We start from the raw sequence: 18,555 nt of genomic DNA on the forward strand, positions 1-18,555 counted from the left end.
AATCAGGGTGGATGCCGCTGCCCGGGAGCACGCGACCTTCGTTTCCCGGAGTGAGTCTCCCACCGCACTTGCCAAAACAACATAAACGGGTGTAATACCAAACTAAACAACACTCCGGCTCGTGGGCCGGGTCCGCCGGACGATGCAGGGGAGCACCGTGTACGCAGAGGAGCGACAGCAGGCGATCGCGGCGATGGCCGTCCAATCCGGCCGGGTCTCCGTCGCCGAACTCGCCGCGCGCTTCAGTGTGACCACCGAGACCATCCGGCGCGACCTGTCCGCGCTCGAGGACGCGGGACAGCTCACCCGCGTGCACGGCGGGGCCATCCCCTCCGGCCGCATCAGGCTCGGCGAATCGGGGGTGAGGGCACGCGCGACCTCGCGTCCCCGCGAGAAGAACGCCATCGCACGCGCCGCACTGGCCCAGCTACCCCAGGACGCGGAGACGACCATCCTGGTGGACGCCGGGACCACGACCGCCCAGTTCGCCGAACTCCTTCCGGCGGGACGCGTCCGCACCATCGTGACGAACTCGGTGCCCATCGCGTCCGGCCTGGCCGCCCGCGAGACCGCCGAGGTGATACTGCTCGGAGGACGCGTCCGCGGCATCACGCAGGCGACCGTCGGGGACGAGGTCCTCAACGCCCTGCAACGCCTGCGCGTCGACCTGGCTTTCATCGGGACGAACGGGTTCAGCCGCATCCACGGGCTGTCGACCCCCGATCCGAGCGAGGCGGCCGTGAAACACGCGATGGTGGGCGCCGGGCAGCGCATCATCGTCCTCGCGGACTCGTCCAAACTCGAATCCGACTACCTCGTGAGCTTCGCAGGCATCGACGAGGTGGACATGCTGATCACCGACCAGGGGCTCGCTCCGCGCGCCCGCGCGACGTTCACCGAACTCGGGGTGGACGTCGTCCTCGCCTGAGATCCCGCCCACGACCCGAGAGGGTGAAGCCGCATGATCATCACGTTCACCGCGAACCCCAGCATCGACCGCACCGTGGCCCTGGACGCCCCGCTCGTCCGGGGCGAGGTGCAGCGCGCCGTCTCGGTCAGCGAGCAGGCGGGTGGCAAGGGGGTCAACGTCGCCAGCGTCCTGCAGTCGTCGGAGCGGGAGGCGCTGGCACTCCTGTCGTTCGACGACAGCGCGTTCACGGCGCTCGGCGCCCGGCACAAGGTCGCGTTCGGCATCGTCGGTGTGACCGTGGACGGGCCCTACCGTGTGCGGGTCAACACCACCATCACCGAGCCGGACGGGACGACGACCAAGATCAACGAACCCGGGCCCAGGTTGTCGGACGCGCAGGTCGCCGCGTCCACCGACGAGGTCGTCCGCCGGGCTCGGGAGACCGGGGCGACGTGGGTGGTGCTGTCCGGCTCGCTGCCCCCGGGGGCCCCGGCCGACTGGTACGCGACCATCGTCCGGCGGCTGCACCCCCTCGGCTGCAAGGTGGCCGTCGACACCTCGGACGACGCCCTCGACGCGACGATCGCCGCGCTGCCGGGCGCGTCATTCTCGCTCATCAAACCCAACAGTGACGAACTGGCGCAACTCACCGGCGGGGACGCCGCCGCGTTCGAGGCATCGGCGCGCGCGGGCGACGTGGGTGCGATCGTGGACGCCGCGACGGCGCTGCACGATCGCGGGATCGAGAACGTGCTCGTGACTCTGGGAGGAGCCGGCGCCGTGCTCGTGAACTCGCAGGGCGCATGGCAGGCCGGGGCACCGAGGATCGAGGTGCGCAGCACGGTCGGGGCAGGCGACTCGTCCGTGGCGGGCTTCATCCTGGCCGACGTCGCCGGGCGCACCCCCGATCGCTGCCTGGCCAGCGCGGTCGCCTACGGGTCGGCAGCCGCATCATTGCCCGGGACGACGCTGCCCGGGCCCGCTGAGGTGCACGTGGACGACGTGGTGGTGACGCGGCTCGCATGACCCCCGCCCAAGAGCCCTGAACGTCATCCACGTTGACGAGAATCGGGACGTCGTTTCCGCAGCACCCGGCGTGTCCGCGCGACGCGCCAGTGCTGGACGAATCGAGATCCCGATTCTCGTCGGATCAGCCCCCGCAGCGGCCCTCTGGTCACCCTCACGGGATTCGCGGACGCTCAGACCCGTGTGCTAGTCTTTCCAAGCTGGTCTCGCAAGAGACGCATGCGCGAGTGGCGGAATGGCAGACGCGCTGGCTTCAGGTGCCAGTGCCCTTTTTGGGCGTGGAGGTTCAACTCCTCTCTCGCGCACAAACCCAAAACCTCTGTTGACTAGATTCGTAGCCTAGTCAACAGGGGTTTTATCATGCCCACGCGTAGGCCAGGGGGACGGGGACCTAGGCTTCTGAGGGTCGCAGCCTCCACGTATCTCCCACGCTGACCGCTTCGACGCCAAACGCCATCAGCAACAGCGCTGCCTTCCACACGGAAGCAACCGCCGCCGAGGCATCGTGTCCAAGAACCCCTACCCGCTCAGGAAGCATTCTGCGTACGGCATTCCTATACCCCGCTAACCTGGCGCCAGGAGCGTCGCCGCTCGCCGCCGTACAGCACAGGGGGAGACCATGCCCCAGCAGCACCTTTCAGACCAACCCCGGTCCCTCGGGCCCGATCAGCTCGGCTTCGAGCCCGACCAGCCGTATGAGCCGGCCCAGCCACATCCACCGCTCCGGTCGCCACGGCCCATCCGAACCCGGGCATCGAAGCCGATCGTCGGTATCGGTATCGCGACGCTGGGTCTCCTCATCGGCACGAACGTCGGCACCAGTCCCGGGGAGTCACCGACACCGACCTCCACCATCCACGTCGTCATCGAGTTCGGCGCACCGACTCCGGAACCGACCACCGCCCAACCCACGGTCGTGCTCGAACGGACGACGCCAACCGGCATCGGCTCAGGCATGTGGGAGGTCGGCGTGGACATCCAGCCCGGCCAGTACACCGCCGAAGCCGAGGAGGACGACATCGCCGAATGCTTCTGGGCGCGTCTGTCGTCCTCCTCGCAGTTCATCGCAGGCGACGCCTCACGAGGGCGGCTGTACGCCACCGTCCGCCCCGACGACGCCTACTTCCTCACCACCGGCTGCACGCCCTGGGTGCCGACATAGCCCGATCGCCACGCGCCGAGGCGCGACCTTATGCGTCCCGATACCGCTTGGCGACCGCCAGGGCATGGACGAGTTGTGGCGCGCTGAACGGCTGCACGTACCCGGGGGTGTCTCGCTGGATGCGCCACCCCTCGCTCAGGGGCTGCACCGGCACCGGGTCGAAGCCGAAGGCGTCCAGCAGTCTCGCCACCACGCTCAGGGCCACAGCGCTGTCGGACGCCGCCACGAGCGCTCGCCGATCGGGGTCACCGGCCGGGCGACCCTCGGTGGTGATCTGGGCAGCGGGGATGTGGTTGAACGCCTTGACGACGAACGACCCGGGAAGGTGAGCCTGCAGCAATTCCGAGGTGGTCGTCGACTCGTCGTCCAGCACCGCGATCTGCCCGTCGCGTTGCGGGTAGTAGTTGTTCGTGTCGATGACGATCTTCCCGATCAGGGGCGTCACCGGGACGCTCTCGACCGCCTTGAGGGGGATGGTGACGACGGCCAGATCGGCCGCCTCGGCGGCTTCCTCCGGAGTCGCGGCGCGTGCGTGCGGCCCCAGCTCGTCGATGAGATCGGTGAGGGTCTCGGGGCCGCGCCGGTTGCTCACTACCACGTCGTAACCGAGCGACACTGCCTTGCGTGCTATCTGGCCGCCGATGTGTCCGGCGCCGATGAGCCCAATGGTTGTCATGCCATCCCCAACCACCTGCCGGGCCACGGCATTCCGCGTCTCCCGCTGTTCGGGAGCCCGGCTCGAGCGAGGTCCTTGCGTCGGCCTCGCGCCGACGCCTGTGTCCCTTCGACAAGCTCAGGGAGCGTCCGCCACCCGAGGATCGAGGACGAAGGAAGTCATCTCCCTTCGACAAGCTCAGGGAGCGTCCGCACGGGTTCAGGGGACGTCCGCACGGGTTCAGGGGACGTCCGCACGGGCTCAGGGAGCGTCCGCACGGGCTCAGGGAGCGTCCGCACGGGCTCAGGGGACGTCCGCACGGGCTCAGGGAGCGTCCGCAAGTGCCCGCCCGCCGGTCGTCACCGTGGCGGGGGGACGTCGGCACCGACCAGGGTGCTCCTCACGTCCGCGATGCGTCCACGCTCGTCGAGCCGCACCTCGTGGCGGCTCCCGCCCGGGTACCGGATCACCAGCCCGTCGGCGGTGCGCTCGAACCCGAGCCCGTGCCAGGCCGCATACGTCTCCAGCAGTTCGGCCGCCGGGGTCCCGGACGCGGACGCCGAATCGATCGCGACGCGTGGTAGAGCGACGGGGTCGGGCCGCGGCCAGGGCACCTGCTCGTCGTGGATGGTGAGGAACGCGCGTCCCGGGCCGTAGCTGAAGGTGTAGGTGGCGCGGGCACGCAGCCAGGCGAAGCAGGCGTAGAGCAACGGCCAGCCCGCCACCCCTCCTTCCGAGAGGGCCTCGTCCACAGGGAACTCGGCGGTACGCAGTTGCCAGGCCCGTTCGCGGTCCGGGCTCTCGTCCCGCAACCACCGCGCGGCATCCGTGACAGCCCGGTACCCGTCCGTCCCGTAAGCCGGATTTCCCCATGCCCACAGCCAGGTGCCCGCCCCGTAGGAGTGGGAACCCAGCAACTGCGCCTTCAGCCGCTTGTCACCGAGTTGGAGGATCCCCGTCCCGAGGTCGAGTTCGTAGTCGGGCGCCTCCCCGATCCAGGACGCGAACTGCTCCTGCGCCTCGTTGACCACGATGGCATGCCTTCCGCCGAATCGGTGCAGATCGCGATGATCGACCGGCGTGCCGGAGTCGATCGTGGGATACGTCGCATCGGTCATGCCCTCATTGTCGCCGACCACGGTTCAGCGGTTGCCCCTCCGCTTGTTGACGAGGTCGAATGCGACCGCCAGCAGGAGGACGAGACCCTTGATCGACTGCTGCCAGGCGGCGTCCACCGCGAGGATCGACAGCCCCATGTTCAGCACGCCCATGATCAGCGCACCGATGATGGTGCCCGACACCCGGCCGATACCGCCGCTGACCGCCGCGCCACCGATGAAGCAGGACGCGATGGCGTCCATCTCGTAGTTCTGCCCGGCGGCAGCCACCGACGCGCCGGAACGCGAGGTGGTGATGACGGCGGCGACCGCCGTCAGGAATCCCATGTTCAGGTACATCAGGAAGTGCGTCGCCCGGATGCTGATGCCCGACAGTCGTGCGGAGGCGATGTTGCCGCCGACCGCGTAGATGTGTCGGCCGAACACCGTCCGGCTCATCACGAAGTTGTAGACGAGCACCAGGATGCCGCAGATGATGAGGACGAAGGGTGTGCCGATCGCACTCTGTGCCAAGATGAACACGAAAGCGCCGATGACCAGGCTGATCACGATCAGCCTGCCGAGGAAGAGGCCTCCCGGCTCCACCCGCAGCTCGTTCTTCACCAGCGAGCGGCGCCTGCGCACCTCCGAGACGACGAATCCGACGATCAGCACCGCGCCGAGAGTGAGGGTGAACACGTCCAGCACGCCCATGTAGCCGAAGATCCCTAGGACGCCGCCGTTGCTGATGCGGACGAACCCGGACGGCAGGCCGGCGATGGTCTCACCGACCAGCACGATGGCCAGCCCACGGAACAGCATCATGCTGGCCAGCGTGACGATGAACCCGGGGATGCCGACATAGGCGACCCAGAACCCCTGCCATGCACCCACCACAAGGCCCAGCAGAACACCGATGAGCACAGCCACGCCCCACGGCAGATGCCAGTGCATCATCGCGATGCCCATGACACCGCCGAGGAACGCCACCACCGAACCGACCGACAGGTCGATATGTCCCGCGATGATGATCATCAGCATGCCGAGGGCGAGGACGATGACGTAGGCGTTCTGCTGCATGAGGCTCGCGACGTTGTTGGGGAGCAACAGCTTCCCGTCGGTGAGCACCTGGAAGAGCAACACGATGACCACCAGGGCCAGCATGATGCCGTACTGCCGCAGGTTGATCCGCTTGAGCGGGTTGCTGCCTGCCCGGGACGCGTCGTTGCCCGGGACGCTTGCCGTCTGCGTGGCGCTCATGCTGCCGGGTCCTCCTTCTGTTTGGTCATGTAGGTCATGAGGACTTCCTGGGTGGCGTCGGCCCGATCGACGACGCCGGTGATGTGCCCGTAGCTGAGCGCGTAGATGCGGTCGCAGATGCCGATGAGCTCCGGCAACTCGGAGGAGATCACGATGACTCCCTTGCCCGCGTCCGCCAGCGCGTTGATGTGTGTGTAGATCTCGTACTTCGCACCCACGTCGATGCCGCGTGTCGGCTCGTCCAGGATGAGCACGTCGGGAGCGGTGAACATCCACTTGGCCAGCACGACCTTCTGCTGGTTGCCACCCGACAGCGTCCCCACCTGGACGTCGACGCTGGGCGCCTTGATGTTGAGCCTGCCCCGGTACTCCTCACCCACGGTGTACTCGGCCGCGTTCTGCACCACCCCGGCCCGGCTCACCTTGCGCAGTGCCGCCAGCGTGGTGTTGTGCTTGATGTCGTCCAGCAGGTTGAGCCCGAAACGTTTGCGGTCCTCGGACGCGTACGCCAGCCCCGCGTCGATCGCCTCCTTGACGGAGCGCAACTCGACGTCCTGGCCGTTGACCGTAAGCCGGCCGGAGATGTCCCTGCCCCAGGAGCGCCCGAAGATGCTCATGGCGAGTTCGGTGCGCCCCGCCCCCATGAGCCCTGCGATGCCGACGATCTCACCACGCCGGACGAACAGGTTCGCCTTGTCGATCACCACCCGATCGGGCACCACAGGATGGTGGACCGTCCAGTCGCTGACCCGCAGCACCTCGTCGCCGGGATGCGACTCGTGGTCGGGGAAGCGGTTGTCGATGCTGCGTCCCACCATGTCCCGGATGAGCATGGCCTCGGTGACAGGCTCGGGACCGTGCATGTCGTAGGTGCGCACCGTGCGACCGTCACGCAGGATCGTCGTCGAATCGGCGACGGCGCGGATCTCGGACAGCTTGTGGCTGATGATGACGCAGGTCACCCCGTTGTCCCGCAGTCCTCTGATGAGGTCGAGCAGAGCTGCCGAGTCGTCGTCGTTGAGTGCCGCGGTCGGTTCGTCGAGGACGAGCAGCTTCACCCGCTTCGACAGGGCCTTGGCGATCTCGACGAGCTGCTGCTTGCCGACGCCGATGTCGATCACCGTGGTGTCGGGTGGCTCGTCGAGCCCGACGCGCGTCAGGAGCTCCTGGGCGGCCCTGTTCGTGACGGCCCAGTCGATCACGCCGCGGTTCGCGCGCTCGTTGCCGAGAAAGATGTTCTCCGCGATCGACAGATAGGGGCTGAGTGCCAGTTCCTGCTGGATGACGACGATGCCGTCGTGCTCGCTGTCGCGAATCGTCCGGTACTGGGCCGGGCGTCCCTCGAACCGGATCTCGCCCTCGTAGGTGCCGTACGGGTAGACGCCCGAGAGCACCTTCATGAGCGTCGACTTGCCCGCGCCGTTCTCTCCGCAGATCGCGTGGATCTCTCCGCGCCGTACCTGGAAGGTGACATCGGACAGGGCTTTGACGCCCGGAAACGTCTTCGTGATGGACCTCATCTCCAAGATGTGGTCCGGTTCGCCTGCCACCGGCCCGTCGGCCTGCGGCTGCTCACCATCGCTGTGTGGATTCATGCACAACCTCTTTGTCGTGATCCCAGTCGTGTCCCGGGCAGGCGGGTCACCCCGCCCGCCCGGGACACACTTACGGGTAGGTCACAGACCCAGGTCACCGGCTGTGTAGAAGCCGGATTCGATCAGGGTGTCCTGGATGTTGTCGCTGGTGACGACAACCGGGTCGAGCAGGTAGGTGGGCACGTCCTTCACACCGTTGTTGTAGGACGACGTGTCGTTGACCTCGACGGTCTCACCCTCGACGATCTGGTTGACCATGACAGCCACGCGCTCTCCGAGCTGGCGGGTGTCCTTCCAGACGGTCATCGACTGGCGACCGGCGATGATGTTGAGGACGTTGGCCTTGTCGGCGTCCTGACCGGTCAGGATCGGGTAGTCGGCACCGGGCTCGTACCCGGCGCCCTGCAGGGCCTGGGCGATGCCGAGGGCCAGCGAGTCGTTCGGTGACAGGACGACATCGAGCTTCTGGCCACCGGCGTAGAACGTGTTGAGCCGGTTCTGCATCTCGGACTGGGCCGTGTCGGAGCTCCATCCCTGGACGCCGATCTGAGTCCATTCGTCGTTCGAGGCGGGGGCCTTGCCCGAGGGCACGGTGATGTCACCCGACTGGATCAACGGGTTGATGACGTCCCAGGCACCGGAGAAGAAGAACTTCGCGTTGTTGTCGTCGGGCGAGCCTGCGAACGGCTCCAGGGTCACAGGCTTGTCGAGCGATGCGATCTGGTCCGCGATGTACTCGCCCTGCATCTGACCGACCTTGTAGTTGTCGAAGGTGGCGTAGTAGTCGACGTTGGCGCTCTGGTTGATCAGGCGGTCATAGGCGATGACCGTGATGCCCTTGCTCTTGGCGGTCTCGAGCACGGGAGCCAGCGCGCTGCCGTCGATGGACGCGATCACGAGCACCTTCGGATCCTGGTTGATCATGTTCTGGATCTGGGTGATCTGCTGGTCGACCTTGTTGTCGGCGTACTGCAACGTGGTCTGGTAGCCGTCCGCCTTCAGCAGTTCCTCCAGGTGGGCGCCGTCCTTGTTCCAGCGCTCGAGGGACTTCGTCGGCATCGCGATGCCGATGAGCGTGCTGCTCTTGTCTGCGGCTCCGCTCGAGGCGCTGCTCGCCTCGCCGCCACGCGTCCCGCTGCACGCGGTGAATGCCAGCACCACCGCAATTATCGGGGCGAGAAGTGTGAATAGTCTGGGCCTCATCAGCCTCATCCTTCCTGTGGGTTCTCGGCTTCACTGCCGGATCCGCGGTCACCACACAGTGGCCTTTTGTTCTTCGGCGAAACTATTTCATCGCACCCCCGAAGCGCAAGCCCCAGGAAGAGATTCGATACCCCTTCGTGACCTTTGGCAGCCAACCCGGTGGAGCAGGTGCTCTCAGCCGTCCTGCACCTGTTCCGCGATCCACCGCGCGGGGTCGTCCAGCACCTGCTCAAGGACGCGGTACGCGGCACCCGTGGACGCCGGGAGAAGATCGGGCCGCGCGGGCAACAGGACGACCGACTCGAAGTCGGCCCACAGCAGATGCTCGGCGATGATCCGGTGGATCTTCGGCAGCGTCCATGGCGCGATGTCAGCCAATGAGGTGCCCAAGACCACCTGCCGCATGTCGAGGATGTTGAGCGTGTTGGCGATCGCGATGCCCAGCGCCCAGGCTGCCTGGTCGACCGCCCGCGACGCGTCGGGGTCGTGCTCGCGCAGCAGTTCGAGAAGACGATCGGAGTCGAAGCTCGTCTCGAGTCCGGCGGCCTCCTGGACGGCCCAGCGTCCCGCATACCGCTCGAGGCACCCGCGCGACCCGCAGGCGCACTCCGGCCCGAGCGGGTCGATCGTCATGTGCCCCATCTCGCCCGCCCATCCGTGCTGGCCGCGTTGCACCTGGCCACGCTCGACGATCGCGGAGCCCACGCCGACGTCGCCCGCGATGAACAAGAATGTCGGATCAGCCACCAATCTGCCTGGGGCAAGGCGTGACACTGCCAGTGCCTGAAGATCGGCGTCGTTGTCGACCACGAAATCGACGCCCAGACGCGCGAACGCGCGTCCCATGAGATCGGCGGGCACCACATCGCGCCATCCGAGATTGGGAGCGAACCTGATCTGGCTCAGCCCGCTGACGAATCCGGGTGCGGCCAGGCAGACGCCGCACAGCCGGAGCCCGGGATGACTCGACATCACGCGGCGCACCATGCTGGCGGCCCGTTTGCCCAACTGTTCGAACCGCTCGCCCGGGGTGGCGCCGCGGGTGTCCTCCGACGTGACGAACTCGCCCAGGATGGTCCCCGCCAGGTCGATGACCCGCCCGGCCGTGTGGTCGATGTTGATCTCCAGGCCGACGGCCGCCACGCTGGCTGCTGCGGGACGCAGCTGGGTGCCGGGCCTGCCGGGCTGCCCGCTCTCCGCGGGCCCGGCCTCCTCGACCAGTTGCGCACCTATCAGCTCGGAGACCAGACGCGAGACAGTGGCCCGCGTGAGACCGGTCCGGGCGGACAACTCGGCGCGGGTCAACCCGCCGCCCGCACCCCACAGCGTCTGCGCGACCACCCGGAGGTTCTGGTCGCGCAGGGACGATTGGTTGAGCGCGCCATGGCGCCCACGGCGGGCTTCCACCCGCGCAGACTATCCGACGCCGATTGACGACGCCCCATTGCCCACGTATGTTTTGTGGAAAAACAATCTAGGAGGCAATCGCAATGGCGCGCAAACCAACCAAGCAGGACAAGTTCTCATTCGGGCTGTGGACCGTCGGCTGGCCGGCCTCGGACCCCTTCGGCGACCCGACTCGTACTCCTGCCGACCCCTGGGACGCGGTCGCGGAGCTCGCCGAACTCGGCGTGTGGGGCATCACCTTCCACGACGACGACGTCATTCCGTTCGGCACCGGCGACGCCGAGCGCCGCGACCGGATCGACCGCCTCGCCGAGGCGTGCCGCGCGCACGAGATCGTCATCGAGATGGTGACCACCAACACGTTCACCCACCCGGTCTTCAAGGACGGCGGGCTCACCTCGAACGACCGGGGGGTCCGCCGGTTCGGGCTGCGGAAGATCCTTCGCCAGGTCGATCTCGGAGCCGAGCTGGGCGCGAACATCTTCGTGATGTGGGGCGGACGCGAGGGCTCCGAGTACGGCGCCTCCAAGGACTTCAAGGCCGCCTTCGACAGGTACGCCGAGGGCATCGACACGGTCGCGGCCTATATCAAGGAGAAGGGCTACGACATGCGCATCGCGCTGGAGCCCAAACCCAACGAGCCCCGCGGCGACATCCTGCTGCCCACCGTCGGGCACGCACTCGGGCTCATCGCGAACCTGGAGAACGGCGACATCGTGGGCGTGAACCCGGAGGTCGGGCACGAGCAGATGGCCGGGCTCGACTACACAGCCGGCATCGCTCAGGCGCTGTGGGCGGGCAAACTGTTCCACATCGATCTCAACGGTCAGCACGGCCCGCGCTTCGACCAGGACCTGGTGTTCGGCCACGGCGACCTGACCAGTGCCTTCTTCACCGTCGACCTGGTCGAGAACGGCTTCCCGGGCGGAGGCCCCACCTACGACGGCGCGCGACACTTCGACTACAAGCCCTCGCGCACGGACGCGGGCCGCTCGGTGTGGGACAGCGCGTCCGCCAACATGGCCACCTACCTCGCCCTCGCGGACGCGGCGAAGGAGTTCCGCGCCGACCCGCGCGTCCAGGAGGCCATGGAGTACGCCGGGGTGTTCGAACTCGCCCGACCGACGCTGGGAGCAGGCGAGTCGCTGAGCGATCTCCTGGCCGACCGGACGGCGTTCGAGGACTTCGACGCGCAGTCCGCAGGCGAGCGCGACTATGGGTTCGTCCGCCTGAATCAGCTTGCCATCGAACACATCCTGGGCGTCGCGCGGTAGCGGCACCCCGACTAGAGTGAGGCATCGTGACGCTGGTAGCGGGGGTCGACAGTTCGACCCAGTCGTGCAAGGTCGTGGTCAGGGATGCCCGGGACGGTCGGATGGTCCGCCACGGCTCAGCCTCGCATCCCGACGGCACCGAGGTCGACCCCCGCTACTGGCTCGACGCGCTCGACCGGGCGATCGCGGCGGCCGGGGGCCTGGACGATGTCGCGGCCCTCAGCGTCGCCGGGCAGCAGCACGGCATGGTCGTCCTCGACGACCGTGGTGAGGTGATCCGGCCGGCCCTCCTGTGGAACGACACCCGGAGCGCACAGGCCGCGGCGTCCCTCACCGACGAACTGGGCGGCAAGGGGCCCTGGGTACAGGCCACGGGCAGCGTCCCGGTCGCCTCGCTGACGGTCTCCAAGCTCCGCTGGCTCGCCGACCACGAGCCCGGCAACGCGCGTCGCGTGGCGGCGGTCGCCCTGCCGCACGACTGGCTCACCTGGCATCTGCGGGGCGGCCCGTCACTGGGCCTCGAGGCGCTGACCACCGACAGGTCGGACGCGTCCGGCACCGGATACTTCGACCCGGCGACGAACCGGTACGAGCGGGAACTCCTGGCGCTCGCTCTTCGCCGGGACGAGGCCGACGGCATCGTCCTGCCGCGAGTGCTGTCCGGTGCCGAGCGGGCCGGGACGACGCCCGCCGGAGCCGTCGTCGGGGCCGGTTGCGGCGACAACGCGGGGGCGGCGCTGAGCCTGCAGATGACACCCGGCGACGTCTCGGTCTCGATCGGCACGTCCGGGGTGGTCGCCGCGATCAGTTCAACACCCGTGCGGGACGCCACCGGCGCGATCAACGGGTTCGCCGACGCCACGGGCAACTTCCTGCCGCTGGGGGTCACCCTCAACGCGGCGCAGACCCTCGACGTCGTCCGGGACCTGCTCGGCGTCGGGTACGAGGAGTTCGACGCCCTGGCCCTCGGGGCGCCCGCCGGCGCGGGCGGGCTCACCCTCGTCCCCTACTACCAGGGGGAACGCACCCCCAACCTGCCCCGCGCCACCGCATCCCTGGTGGGCATGACCCTGGCCGGCCTCAGCCGGGCCAACCTCGCGCGCGCCGCGGTCGAGGGCCTCCTGTGCTCGCTCGCGGACGCCCTGCGCCTGTTCGTCTCGCACGGCATCCCGGTCGCGTCCGTGCGGCTCATCGGCGGCGGGGCCAGGTCGAGGGCCGTGCAGCGCATCGCCCCGGCGGTGTTCGGCATGGACGTGCTGGTGCCCGAGCCCGGCGAGTACGTGGCCGACGGGGCGGCCCGGCAGGCGGCCTGGGCGCTGGACGGCGAACTGCCCGACTGGCTCGGCCTCGGCGGGGGGTCCGTGCCCCGCGTGACGGCCGAGCCGACACCCCAGGTGCTCGACGCCTATCGCGAGCGGGCCGGGTTGCACGCCGACCGCCCTTTACTCTGACGACCTCGTCCTGACAACGGTCGACGAGGGTAGGCATGGCTAGGACGAGTCGTTACCTACGGTAGCGTAGGCTGGAGATCGCTCACAGCGACCGACAGCGAGGCAGCCCACATGACTTCGATCGACGACCTCTGGACCGCCGCCTACGATCCGCACGTGCCCCGGCATCTCGACTATCCCGGGGGATCGCTGATCGACGCCTTCGACCGGTTCACGAGCCGGTTCGCGGAGCAGACCGCCCTGGACTTCTTCGGGCGGCCGACCACCTACGCACGGTTGCGCCGCGACGTGGGCCGGGTGGCCGGGCACCTGCACGATCTCGGCGTCGGGCCCGGCGACCACGTGGCCCTGCTCATGCCGACCTGCCCTCAGCACGTCATCGCGTTCTACGCCGTGCTCGCATGCGGGGCCACGGTCGTCGAACACAATCCCCTGTACACGACCCGCGAACTCACCCCGCTGTTCGCCGACCACCGCGCGAACGTCGCCATCGTCTGGGACAGCGCCGCCCCGTCCCTGCAGGCGCTCCCCGCCGCCATCCGCCCTCGCACGATCGTCTCGGTCAACCTCGTCGAAGCCATGCCGCTGTCGAAACGGCTCCTGCTGCGACTGCCGATCAGCAAGGCGCGACGGTCCCGTGCCCAGCTGTCGGTCCCCGCGCCGGGGACGATCAGGTTCCGTGAACTGCTCGCCCCGCACCCCGCACCGCCCCGCGCGCTGCGTCCCCGGCCGGAGGACCAGGCCCTGCTGCTCTACACCTCGGGCACGACCGGTACCCCCAAGGGCGTTCCCCTGACCCACACGAACCTGCTGGCGTCCACCACCCAGGCCATCGCCTGGATGCACGTGCTGCGTCCAGGACGCGAGGTCTTCCTCGCCTGCCTGCCGCTGTTCCACGTGTTCGGGTGCTCGCTGTCGATGAACGCCGGGCTGACGATCGGCGCCGCCGTGCATCTCATCCCCAAGCCCGAGACCGGGCTCATCCTGGACGCGATCAAGCGCCGGACGCCGAGCGTGGTCATCGGCGTCCCGCCCCTGTTCGAGCGCATCGCCCACGGCGCCGCGGAGCGCGGGGTGAGCCTGCGCGGCATCGCCGTCGGCATCAGCGGTGCCATGTCGCTGCGCGGCGAGCTGATCGACCTGTGGGAGAACGCCACCGGCGGCTTCCTGATCGAGGGATACGGGCTGTCCGAGTGCTCACCCATCGTGGCCGGCAATCCGGTCAACACCACGCGCACGGCGGGATCCATCGGCGTCCCCTTCCCCGACACCCGGGTGCGCCTGGCCGACCCGGCCGACCCCGGTCGCGATGCCGCACCGGGCGACCCCGGCGAGATCCTCGTCAAGGGACCGCAGGTCTTCGGTGGATACCTCGATCGCCCCGCGGAGACCGCGGCGGCCTTCCACGACGGCTGGTTCCGCACCGGCGACGTGGCGGTCACCGACGAGCGCGGCTTCCTGCGGATCGTCGACCGCATCAAGGAGGTCGTGATCACCGGCGGCTTCAACGTCTATCCCTCGGAAGTCGAGGCGGCGATGCGGGGACACGACGGCATCGAGGACGTGGCGGTCGTCGGGCTCGCCAACGAGTTCGGGGCCGAAGAGGTGGTGGCCGCCGTCGTCACCAGGGACGGGCTGCTGCCCGACCTGGAAGACCTGCGGCGCTCGGTGAAGAAGCGGCTGGCCGCCTACAAGGTGCCCCGGCGGGTCTTCGTCCTTCCCGAACTGCCCCGCAACGAGATGGGCAAGGTGCTTCGCCGGGAGGTGCGGGGCCACGTCGACTCCCTCGATCTCTCCCAGCGGCTGGCCTCGTTCGCCCCGGAGCTCAGGGTCAGGCTGGAGGAACTCGGGCCTGGTATCCGGGACCGTCTGGAGGAACTCGGCCCCGAGATCCGCGAGCACCTGGAGTCCCTGGACGCCGACCTGCGTGCCTACCTCGAGTCCCTGGGGCCCGGGATACGGGAGCGCCTGGCGGGCTTCGACCTGCAGAAACGTCTCGACCTGCTGCTGCCCCGGGCGGCGAGCGCCGTCTGAGCCCGGCCCCGGCGGCGGGCCCTCAGTTCCGGCGGTGCCGCGGCCGCAGCCTGACCGCCGGCATCGGCGGAGCCGGATACGCGGGCTCGTCGTCCGTGCGCGGCGTCAGCGGGAAGTTGCCGGCGTTGTCGCCGCCGGTCTCGGCACCGATGGCGAGCTGCCAGTTCGCCCGCCACCTGACGATCTCGTCGTGGCTGCGCCCGACGAAGTTCCACCACATCACGATGTCGGCGTCCAGTGGCTTGCCCCCGATGAGGATCGCGGTGACCACGCGGCCGGGCTCCGCGTCCGCCGACAGGGTGAGAGTGCTTCGTCCCGGAGGCGCGTAACCGAGCCGGCCCCTCGGCACCTCCACGCCCTCGATGCGGGCGGCGCCGCTGTCGGCGAGCAGCCCGAACTCCCAGCTCTCGTCCACGTCGACGACCAGCGGGGTCTCGTTGGTGAACCGGATCTCGGCCCCCACGAGCGGCGAATGCACCTCGACGGGCGATTCCGCGTCCCCGAACCGGCCCACGAACACGGCGACCTCGTGGTCGTCCATGCGCACCGGCTCGGGTGCGAAGTGCTCGAACCGGGGATCGACGAAACGATGCGAATCGGGTAGCGCGATCCACAGCTGCACACCGTGCAGCGGCTCGGGCCCCACCGAGTACTCGGTGTGCGTGATCCCCCAGCCCGCGGTCATCAGATTGACCTCTCCCGGCAGGACGACGGCCTGGGTGCCCAGCCCGTCGCGATGCTCGATCTCACCCGAGAACAACCAGGTGACGGTCTGCAGGCCCGTGTGAGGGTGCGGGGCCACGCGCATGGACGCGTTCGCCTGCCCGTCCCCGACGTCCTGCCCGAAGTGATCGAGGAAACACCACGCCCCGACGAGGCTCAACGCACGTTGGGGAATCGCCCGCTCGACCTGCATCGCGTCGCCCGTGCCCAGCGGCACCGTCCGCGGCTCAACAACCTCGATCTGCGTCACGTGCACCAGTATGACCGCGGCCCGCAATCAGTGTGGAAGATTGTGGTTCGACTACGCACCACAATCTTCCACACTGATCCCGATTCCGGTGGCCGGGCTCCCCCCACCTATTCCGCACACGGGAGGCTCTCATGTGCGACCCTGATGGCAGGCCACGATAGAACAGGATTCAACCATGCTGACGATGCATCCGTACCTGAGCTTCAATGGCAACGCCCGAGAGGCCACGACGTTCTACCAGGAGGTCTTCGGCGGAAAGCTGACGGTCTCGACCTTCGGTGAGTACGGGGCGGACGGCATGCCCCCCGAGGGCGTCATGCACGCCGAACTCGCCACCGACCACTTCGTCCTCTATGCGTCGGACGCCTTCACGGGCTCCGCGGAGACCTGGCGGGGCCAGCGCATCGCGCTCGCACTCATGGGCGACGAACCCGGCACCGACCTCGAACTCGCCACCCGGTGGTTCGACAGGCTCGCAGTGGACGGGACGATCGGTCAGCCACTCGCCGAGCAGCTCTGGGGCGACGTGTATGGCCAAGTCACCGACAAGTACGGGATCGATTGGATGGTGGACGTCGGCCAGGCCGGCCAGGGCTGAGACTGGCAACAGGGCGGCAACCTTCGAGCCCGAGGCCGCGCCATGGATAGTATCCCCGCATGGTACAGGTCTCTGTGCTCGACCTCATCCCCGTACGACAAGGGCAGTCGACGGGCCACGCGGTAGCGGCATCGGTGTCGCTCGCCAAAGTGGCCGACCGGGCGGGTTGTACCCGCTACTGGGTGGCCGAGCATCACAACACGCCCGCAATCGCATCCACCAACCCTCCCGTACTGATCGGGATGCTCGCGTCCCAGACCAGCCAGCTCATCGTCGGCTCGGGCGGCGTCATGCTGCCGAACCACGCGCCGCTGGTGATCGCCGAGCAGTTCGCACTGCTGGAGGCCGCCTTTCCGGGGCGGATAGATCTCGGAATCGGACGGGCACCGGGCACCGATCCGGTGACGAGCTGGGCGCTGAGGGGCGGAACCGACGACCAGACCCTGGTGGAGTTCCCGAACTGGGTCGAGCAGGTGATCGCCATGCTGGGGCCCACCGGCGTCCAGGCCGACATCGGCACCCGGCGGGTCGCGATCCACTCGACCCCGGCACCCACCAGCGTGCCCGCGGTATGGCTGCTGGGATCGTCCGACTACTCGGCCCGCCTGGCGGCACGGCTGGGTCTGCCCTACGTCTTCGCCCACCACTTCACCGGCGAGGGCACGGACCAGGCGCTGGCCCTGTACCGGCACGAGTACCGGGGCGAAGGACGTCCGACGACCTTCATCACCGTCAATGTGGTCGTCGGCCGCGAGCCGGGTGAGGCGGAACGCCTCGCCCGCCCCCACCTCTACTCGATCGCCAACCTGCGCCTGGGACGACCGCTCGAGCCGCTCATGAGCGTCGAGGAGGCCGAGACGGCGGTGCCCCCCGTGTCCGAGGAGAGCCTCGCCGCCCTGGCATCCCCATGGCTCATCGGCGAGGCGCACGAGGTGGCCGAGGCCATCTTCGCGCTGGCCGATCGGTTCACCGTGGACGAGGTGATGATCCAGCCCGTGGCGGGCAACTACCGTGACGACCCGCAGTCGATCAACCGGGCACGCGAGTACGCCGTGAAGGAACTCGCCACCCGGCTGGTGGACAGCCGCTGACGGGCGCCGGGACGCCGACTCACAGCTTGCGCAGGTGGAAGCCGCCGTCGACGTTGATGACCTCCCCGGTCGAGTACAGGAAGGCCCCGCCGACCAGCCCGCTGATCGCCAGCGCCACGTCGGACGGCTGGCCCCAGCGGGCGATCGGGAAGGCGTCCTCCTTCTCGATCATGCGGGTGTACTTCTCGTGGACGACCTGGGTCATCGGGGTGTCGATGACACCGGGCCGCACCTCGTACACGTAGACCCTGTCGGGTGCCAGGCGCCTTGCGAAAGTCCTGGTCAGCATGGCCACGCCGGCCTTCGACACGGCGTACTCGACACGGTCGGTCGCGATGACGTAGCTGTTGAGCGAACCGTAGTTGACGATGTAGCCGCGCACGCCGTCGACGATGTCCTGGTCGGTCATGACGCGTGCCACCTGCTGGGTGAGGAAGAAGTTCGCCTTGAGGTTGGTGCCCAGGACGAAATCCCACGACTCCTCGTCCACCTCGAGAAGGTCGCGGCGCACCCGCGGGGCCACACCGGCGTTGTTGACGAGCACGTCGATGCGTCCGAACCGCTCCTGTGCCCCGCTGACGAAGGCCTCCCGGTCGGCGGGCGAGTTCAGGTCGCCGGACATCGCCCAGAGACGGTGATCCTGCGCGACGAGGTCGGCGAACCCGGGATCAGCGCGTTCCAGGTCCTTCTCAATCACCGCTACGCGGCACCCTTCCGACAAGAACTGCTGGACGACGCCCAGGCCGATACCCCGGCCCCCGCCGGTCACGAGCACCGTGCGCGGACGATCGGCTCCCGCCTGTGTGGCATCTGTCATCG

Annotated in this window: 16 protein-coding genes and 1 tRNA gene; 9 read left to right on the top strand and 8 right to left on the bottom strand. The window is 68.5% G+C overall.

The genetic code is table 11. The features are described 5' to 3' along the window. Nucleotides 1-121: 121 nt before the first annotated feature. The 4 genes from FB473_RS16830 to FB473_RS16845 all read left to right on the top strand — a co-directional run bounded on the left by FB473_RS16830 (nucleotide 122) and on the right by FB473_RS16845 (nucleotide 3,098). On the top strand, nucleotides 122-928 hold the full coding sequence (locus FB473_RS16830) for a DeoR/GlpR family DNA-binding transcription regulator (RefSeq protein ID WP_341770158.1): 807 nt from the start codon (nucleotides 122-124) through the stop codon (nucleotides 926-928). A gap of 33 nt (nucleotides 929-961) precedes the next feature. Then, a complete protein-coding gene (locus tag FB473_RS16835; RefSeq protein ID WP_167171738.1) occupies nucleotides 962-1,936 on the top strand; it encodes a 1-phosphofructokinase family hexose kinase in 975 nt (324 codons plus the stop codon). A 221-nt stretch (nucleotides 1,937-2,157) separates the two neighbouring features. Continuing rightward, nucleotides 2,158-2,241: transfer RNA gene (locus FB473_RS16840), tRNA-Leu, on the top strand. Between the two features lie 314 nt (nucleotides 2,242-2,555). Then, nucleotides 2,556-3,098 (top strand): Rv1352/Rv1906c domain-containing protein, encoded by a 543-nt coding sequence (locus FB473_RS16845; RefSeq protein WP_167171741.1) that lies wholly within the window; start codon nucleotides 2,556-2,558, stop codon nucleotides 3,096-3,098. A gap of 28 nt (nucleotides 3,099-3,126) precedes the next feature. Here FB473_RS16845 and FB473_RS16850 read toward each other — a convergent pair whose 3' ends face one another. The 6 genes from FB473_RS16850 to FB473_RS16875 form a co-directional block, all read right to left on the bottom strand. Then, on the bottom strand, nucleotides 3,127-3,774 hold the full coding sequence (locus FB473_RS16850) for an NADPH-dependent F420 reductase (protein WP_167171744.1): 648 nt from the start codon (nucleotides 3,772-3,774) through the stop codon (nucleotides 3,127-3,129). A 338-nt stretch (nucleotides 3,775-4,112) separates the two neighbouring features. Next, nucleotides 4,113-4,871, bottom strand: coding sequence for a DUF6882 domain-containing protein (locus tag FB473_RS16855; RefSeq protein WP_167171748.1), 759 nt, complete (start codon nucleotides 4,869-4,871; stop codon nucleotides 4,113-4,115). A gap of 24 nt (nucleotides 4,872-4,895) precedes the next feature. Next, a complete protein-coding gene (gene mmsB, locus FB473_RS16860) occupies nucleotides 4,896-6,110 on the bottom strand; it encodes a multiple monosaccharide ABC transporter permease (RefSeq protein ID WP_167171751.1) in 1,215 nt (404 codons plus the stop codon). Further along, nucleotides 6,107-7,705 (bottom strand): multiple monosaccharide ABC transporter ATP-binding protein, encoded by a 1,599-nt coding sequence (gene mmsA, locus FB473_RS16865; protein ID WP_167171754.1) that lies wholly within the window; start codon nucleotides 7,703-7,705, stop codon nucleotides 6,107-6,109. Before mmsA ends, mmsB begins: the two co-directional genes overlap by 4 nt. Before the next feature lie 81 nt (nucleotides 7,706-7,786). Continuing rightward, nucleotides 7,787-8,908: a substrate-binding domain-containing protein gene (locus FB473_RS16870; RefSeq protein WP_208390896.1), complete on the bottom strand. Its 1,122-nt coding sequence runs from the start codon at nucleotides 8,906-8,908 to the stop codon at nucleotides 7,787-7,789. A gap of 174 nt (nucleotides 8,909-9,082) precedes the next feature. Then, nucleotides 9,083-10,315, bottom strand: coding sequence for an ROK family protein (locus tag FB473_RS16875; RefSeq protein ID WP_167171760.1), 1,233 nt, complete (start codon nucleotides 10,313-10,315; stop codon nucleotides 9,083-9,085). Nucleotides 10,316-10,398: 83 nt separating this feature from the next. Between FB473_RS16875 and xylA the strand changes: the two genes are divergently transcribed. The 3 genes from xylA to FB473_RS16890 all read left to right on the top strand — a co-directional run bounded on the left by xylA (nucleotide 10,399) and on the right by FB473_RS16890 (nucleotide 15,074). Continuing rightward, entirely contained in the window at nucleotides 10,399-11,589 is a 1,191-nt protein-coding gene (xylA, locus tag FB473_RS16880; protein WP_167171764.1) for a xylose isomerase, read from the top strand. Between the two features lie 26 nt (nucleotides 11,590-11,615). Next, nucleotides 11,616-13,040 (top strand): xylulokinase, encoded by a 1,425-nt coding sequence (gene xylB / locus FB473_RS16885; protein ID WP_167171767.1) that lies wholly within the window; start codon nucleotides 11,616-11,618, stop codon nucleotides 13,038-13,040. A 111-nt stretch (nucleotides 13,041-13,151) separates the two neighbouring features. Then, nucleotides 13,152-15,074 carry an AMP-binding protein gene (locus FB473_RS16890; protein WP_167171770.1) on the top strand — a complete coding sequence of 641 codons (1,923 nt, stop codon included), beginning with the start codon at nucleotides 13,152-13,154 and terminating at the stop codon, nucleotides 15,072-15,074. Nucleotides 15,075-15,096: 22 nt separating this feature from the next. On the opposite strand, the gene FB473_RS16895 is transcribed toward FB473_RS16890, so the two are convergent. Further along, entirely contained in the window at nucleotides 15,097-16,047 is a 951-nt protein-coding gene (locus tag FB473_RS16895; RefSeq protein WP_167171773.1) for a pirin family protein, read from the bottom strand. A gap of 175 nt (nucleotides 16,048-16,222) precedes the next feature. Between FB473_RS16895 and FB473_RS16900 the strand changes: the two genes are divergently transcribed. Further along, nucleotides 16,223-16,645, top strand: coding sequence for a VOC family protein (locus FB473_RS16900; RefSeq protein WP_167171776.1), 423 nt, complete (start codon nucleotides 16,223-16,225; stop codon nucleotides 16,643-16,645). Nucleotides 16,646-16,704: 59 nt separating this feature from the next. After that, the gene (locus FB473_RS16905; protein WP_167171780.1) at nucleotides 16,705-17,736 is read left to right on the top strand and encodes an LLM class flavin-dependent oxidoreductase; all 1,032 of its coding nucleotides are present in this window, start codon (nucleotides 16,705-16,707) and stop codon (nucleotides 17,734-17,736) included. A gap of 19 nt (nucleotides 17,737-17,755) precedes the next feature. Here FB473_RS16905 and FB473_RS16910 read toward each other — a convergent pair whose 3' ends face one another. Next, a complete protein-coding gene (locus FB473_RS16910) occupies nucleotides 17,756-18,553 on the bottom strand; it encodes a 3-ketoacyl-ACP reductase (protein WP_167171783.1) in 798 nt (265 codons plus the stop codon). Nucleotides 18,554-18,555 lie beyond the last annotated feature (2 nt).

Source organism: Brooklawnia cerclae (assembly GCF_011758645.1).
Lineage (GTDB): Bacteria > Actinomycetota > Actinomycetes > Propionibacteriales > Propionibacteriaceae > Brooklawnia > Brooklawnia cerclae.